The following is a 4,798-nucleotide window of genomic DNA, read 5'->3' as shown; positions in this document are numbered from 1 at the left end:
AGGGGACCCCCGCCATGTCCGACACCGCGCCCACGGGGGCCTGAGCCGTCTCGCGTGCGGGCCGGTCAGAGGGCGAAGTGGGCGGCGATGCCGTCGAGGACGCAGTCGAGACCGGTCTCGAACTGCCAGTCGGGGTCGTCCTTGCGGGTGGCCTCGTGGAGGTAGCGCCGGTAGCTGGGGTAGCGGCCGGTGTTCATCAGCCAGGTCATCCGGGGGGCGAGGCCGGCCCGGGTCTGGTCGCCGTCGGACCAGCCGTGTTCGCGGCGCAGGGCGATCAGGGTGACCTCGGTGGTGGCCGAGCCGTGGACGTAGCCGGTGACGGTGCGGAACACCGCCATGGTGGTGTCGGCGTCCAGGCCGTGTTCGGCGAGAGCGGCGAACGCGCGCTCGGGGACGGCGAGTTGGTTGGGGCTGAGGGAGAACGGAGTGGAGGTGCGGACCGTCCACGGGTGGGCCAGGTGCATCGCCCGCAGGTGGACGGCCAGGGCGCGCATGGTGCCCCGCCAGCCCTCGGCGGGGGAGTCGAGCGGGAGTTGGCCGTACACGAAGTCGACCATCAGCTCGATGAGTTCGTCCTTGCCGGAGACGTACCGGTAGGCGGCCATCGGGGCGACGCCGAGGTCGCCGGCCAGCCGGCGCATGGTGACGGCGTCCAGGCCCTCGGCGTCGGCGATGGCGACGGCGGCCTCGGCGATCCGGTGCGGGGTCAGGGTGGTGCGCGGCGCGGGGGCCGGGCGGTCCAGGCGCTCCCAGAGTGAGACCTGGGGCTTGTCGCTGTCGCCACTGGGGGCCTGCTGAACGGGCACGGGGGCGGGCTCCTTCCGGCGCGGGGTCGGTTCCACGGTAGCACTTCCGCGTGTACGGCGTATCGGCAGTGGACGGCGTACGTGTCGTTGTGTACATTGTATCCGAAGTCGATACGCCGTACACATCGGCCGTGCGGCAATCGGCCGTCGCGTCGGCCGTCACGCCGGTCGCCCAGGAGGGGGATTCCCATGTCCGCAGAGCAGAAGCCCGCAGAGCAGAAGCCCGCAGCGCAGAGCCTGAAGGTCGCGGTCGTGCTCGGCAGCACCCGCGACGGCCGCTTCGGCCCGGTGGTCGCCGACTGGCTGCTCGGCCACCTCGAAGCCCGCGCCGACCTCGCCGTCGACCGGATCGACCTGGTGGAGACCCCGCTGCCCACCACCTTCCCGTCCTTCGGTGGTGAACTCGCGCCGGGTGACGCCGAGTTGCTGGCCGCCGTGTCGCCCAGGCTGGAGGCGGCGGACGCCTTCGTGTTCGTCACGCCGGAGTACAACCACAGCTTCCCGGCCCCGCTGAAGAACGCCATCGACTGGCACAACCGGCAGTGGCACGGCAAGCCGGTCGGCTTCGTGTCCTACGGCGGCCTGTCCGGAGGCCTCCGGGCGGTCGAGCAACTGCGAGTGGTGATGGCCGAGTTGAACGCGGCGACGATCCGCAACACGGTCAGCTTCCACGGCGCCGCGCAGTGCTTCGACGCCGACGGCAAGGCGAAGGACCCGGCCGCCGACGCCGCCGCGAAGACGATGATCGACCAACTCGTCTGGTGGGCCCAGGCGTTGCGCGATGCCCGGCGGTCCCGCCCGTTCGCGGCCTGAGCGAAACCGCGAAGGGGACGAACGCCATGGCCACGGAACCGGCCGGAGAACCGGCGGCCACGGAACCACCGGCCGAGCCGCCCGATCACACCGAGCCGCCCAAGCCGCCGCTGCTCGGCGTGATCGGGTTGATGCTCGGCATCTTCCTCTCGGCCCTCGACGGCCAGATCATCGGCACCGCCCTGCCGACCATCGTCGGCGACCTCGGCGGGCTGGAGCACCTCTCCTGGGCGGTGACCGCCTACCTGCTGACCTCCGCCGCCGCCACCCCGCTCTGGGGCCGGCTCGGCGACCTCTACGGGCGCAAGGGCGCCTACCAGTGGTCGGTGGTGCTGTTCCTGGCCGGCTCGATGCTGTCCGGTCTGGCGCGGGACATGACCGAGCTGATCGCCTTCCGGGCGCTCCAGGGCGTCGGCGCGGGCGGGCTGATGGTCGGCGCGCTCTCGGTGATCGGGGTGCTCGTCCCGGCCTCCGACCGGGGCCGGGTGCAGTCGGTGATCGGCGTGCTGATGCCGATCGCCTTCGTCGGCGGGCCGTTGCTCGGCGGCTTCCTGACCGACCGCCTCAGCTGGCGCTGGGCGTTCTACGTCAACCTGCCGGTCGGGCTGCTCGCGCTGCTCGCGGTGGGCGCCGGGGTGCGGCTGCGGACGGAACGGGTACGGGCGCCCTTCGACCGGGCCGGCGTCGCCCTGCTGACCACCGGCATCCTCGCGCTCACCCTGGTCGGCAGCTGGGGCGGCACCGAGTACGCCTGGACCTCCCCGCAGACCCTCGGGACGGCCGTGGTCGCGGTGGTGGCGCTCGGCTGGTTCGCCCGGACCGAACTGCGCGCCCCCGGACCGCTGATCCCACCCGCGCTGTTCCGTGACCGCAACTTCACGGTGGCCCAGGTCCTCGGCTTCCTCACCGGCGCGATGATGCTCGCCCTGATCGGCTACCTCCCGCAGTACCTCCAGTTCGTCCGGGGCGCCTCGCCGACCGTCGGCGGTCTGCTCCTGCTGCCGCTGATGCTCGGGATGATGGGCACCCAGTTGCTGACGGCCCGGCTGATGGGCCGGCCGGGCGGCGAGCGCCGCTACCCGCTGCTGGGCGGGGTGATCGCCCTGGCCGGGGCCGCGCTGCTGCTGCTCCTGGGCACCGGCACCCCGACCGCCCTCGCCTCCGCCCTGACCGCTGTCGTCGGAGTCGGCATCGGCCTGCTGACGCAGAGCACCATGCTGACCTCGATGGGCTCCGTCCCGCGCCAGGACATGGGCGCCGCGATGGGCGTGGTCACCCTGCTGCGCGGCATCGGCGGCTCGCTCGGCACGGCCGCCCTCGGCGCGGTCTACACGGCACGGCTGACCGACTCCCTGACGGCGCGGCTGAGCCCGGCCGACGCCGCCCACCTGACCAGCGGCGGCGGGCTCACCCCGGCCTCGCTCACCGGCCTGCCCGAGGCCGTCCGGGGCGCGGTCGGCGAGGCCGTCACCAGCGGGCTGCACGGCACGGTGGCCGGCGGCGCGCTGCTGGCGGCGGTGGCCACCGCGGTGGCCTGCCTGGCCCGCCCGCGGCGGGGAGCCCCCGGGGAGCCGGAACCGGCGACGGAGCCCGCCGGGGCCCGGTAGCCCCACGCGAAAGACCCCACGCGAAGGCGCCCCACGCGAAAGCCCCCGGACGAAGGCTCGTCCGGGGGCCGGGAGCCGGGGGCCGGGGGCCGTCAAGCAGTCGCGATCAGCACTCGATGACGTTCACGGCGAGGCCGCCGCGCGAGGTCTCCTTGTACTTGATCTTCATGTCGGCGCCGGTCTCCTTCATCGTCTTGATCGCCTTGTCCAGCGAGACGTGGTGGCGCCCGTCGCCGCGCAGCGCCATCCGGGCCGCGGTGACGGCCTTGACCGAGGCCATGCCGTTGCGCTCGATGCAGGGGATCTGGACCAGACCGCCGACCGGGTCGCAGGTCAGGCCGAGGTTGTGCTCGATGCCGATCTCGGCGGCGTTCTCGACCTGCTCGGGGGTGCCGCCGAGGACCTCGGCGAGGCCGCCCGCGGCCATCGAGCAGGCGGAGCCGACCTCGCCCTGGCAGCCGACCTCGGCGCCGGAGATGGAGGCGTTCTCCTTGAAGAGCATGCCGATGGCGCCCGCCGCGAGCAGGAAGCGGACGATGCCGTCCTCGTCGGCGCCCGGGATGAAGTTCAGGTAGTAGTGCAGGACGGCGGGGATGATCCCGGCGGCGCCGTTGGTCGGCGCGGTGACCACCCGGCGGCCGGAGGCGTTCTCCTCGTTGACCGCCATCGCGTAGAGGGTCACCCACTCCATCGCGTTGGCCGGCCCGATGCCCTCGGCGCGCAGCGTCCGCGCCGCCGCGGCGGCCCGGCGGCGGACCTTCAGCCCGCCCGGCAGGATGCCCTCGCGGGTCATGCCGGCCCGCACGCACTCCTGCATCACGGACCAGATCTCCAGCAGGCCGGTCCGGATCTCCTCCTCGCTGCGCCAGGCCTTCTCGTTCTCCAGCATCAGGCCGGAGATGGACAGCCCGGTCTCCCGGCTGAGCCGCAGCAGCTCGTCGCCGGTGCGGAAGGGGTACTTCAGCGCGGTGTCGTCGGGCTTGACCCGGTCCGCGCCGATCGCGTCCTCGTCCACCACGAAGCCGCCGCCGACCGAGTAGTAGGTCTTCTCCAGCAGGGTCGAGCCGTCCGCCGCGTACGCCCACAGGGTCATCCCGTTGGCGTGGTACGGCAGCGAGCGGCGGCGGTGCAGCACCAGCTGGCTGTCCGGGTCGAAGTCGATGGTGTGCTCGCCGAGCAGGCTGATCCGCTTCTCGGCGATGATCCGCTCGACGTCCTTGTCGGCCTGGTCCACGTCCACGGTGCGGGGCGAGGCGTTCTCCAGGCCCAGCAGGACGGCCTTGGGGGTGCCGTGGCCGTGGCCGGTGGCGCCGAGCGAGCCGTACAGCTCCGCGCGCACGCCCGTCACCTGCTCCAGCAGGCCCTCGGTGCGCAGTCGGCGGGCGAACATCCGGGCGGCGCGCATCGGGCCCACGGTGTGGGAGCTCGACGGGCCGATGCCGATGGAGAAGAGGTCGAAGACGCTGATGGCCACGGGGGGACGTCCTTGTCTGGTCTCGTGGAAGGACTTGCGGGCAGGGAGGGGCCGACACGGGACGGGGCACCGCGCGCACTGTCCAGTGTGCGCGGTGC

General features: G+C 73.1%; 4 protein-coding genes. 2 read left to right on the top strand and 2 right to left on the bottom strand.

Annotation, left to right across the window (positions count from 1 at the left end; translation table 11 throughout):
- Positions 1-65: 65 nt before the first annotated feature.
- Positions 66-806 (bottom strand): TetR/AcrR family transcriptional regulator, encoded by a 741-nt coding sequence (locus tag ACFRMQ_RS38270; protein ID WP_380735494.1) that lies wholly within the window; start codon positions 804-806, stop codon positions 66-68.
- A 189-nt stretch (positions 807-995) separates the two neighbouring features.
- Between ACFRMQ_RS38270 and ACFRMQ_RS38265 the strand changes: the two genes are divergently transcribed.
- Both ACFRMQ_RS38265 and ACFRMQ_RS38260 read left to right on the top strand, forming a co-directional pair.
- The gene (locus ACFRMQ_RS38265) at positions 996-1,619 is read left to right on the top strand and encodes an NADPH-dependent FMN reductase (protein WP_380735493.1); all 624 of its coding nucleotides are present in this window, start codon (positions 996-998) and stop codon (positions 1,617-1,619) included.
- 26 nt (positions 1,620-1,645) lie between these two features.
- On the top strand, positions 1,646-3,226 hold the full coding sequence (locus tag ACFRMQ_RS38260; RefSeq protein ID WP_380735491.1) for a DHA2 family efflux MFS transporter permease subunit: 1,581 nt from the start codon (positions 1,646-1,648) through the stop codon (positions 3,224-3,226).
- A gap of 106 nt (positions 3,227-3,332) precedes the next feature.
- Here ACFRMQ_RS38260 and ACFRMQ_RS38255 read toward each other — a convergent pair whose 3' ends face one another.
- The gene (locus tag ACFRMQ_RS38255; RefSeq protein ID WP_380735490.1) at positions 3,333-4,700 is read right to left on the bottom strand and encodes an L-serine ammonia-lyase; all 1,368 of its coding nucleotides are present in this window, start codon (positions 4,698-4,700) and stop codon (positions 3,333-3,335) included.
- Positions 4,701-4,798 lie beyond the last annotated feature (98 nt).

The sequence above is a fragment of the Kitasatospora sp. NPDC056783 genome, assembly GCF_042789895.1.
In the GTDB taxonomy this organism is placed as follows: Bacteria; Actinomycetota; Actinomycetes; order Streptomycetales; family Streptomycetaceae; genus Kitasatospora.
The sequence above is the reverse complement of the archived record's forward strand: the minus strand, read 5'-3'. Positions and strand labels throughout refer to the sequence as shown.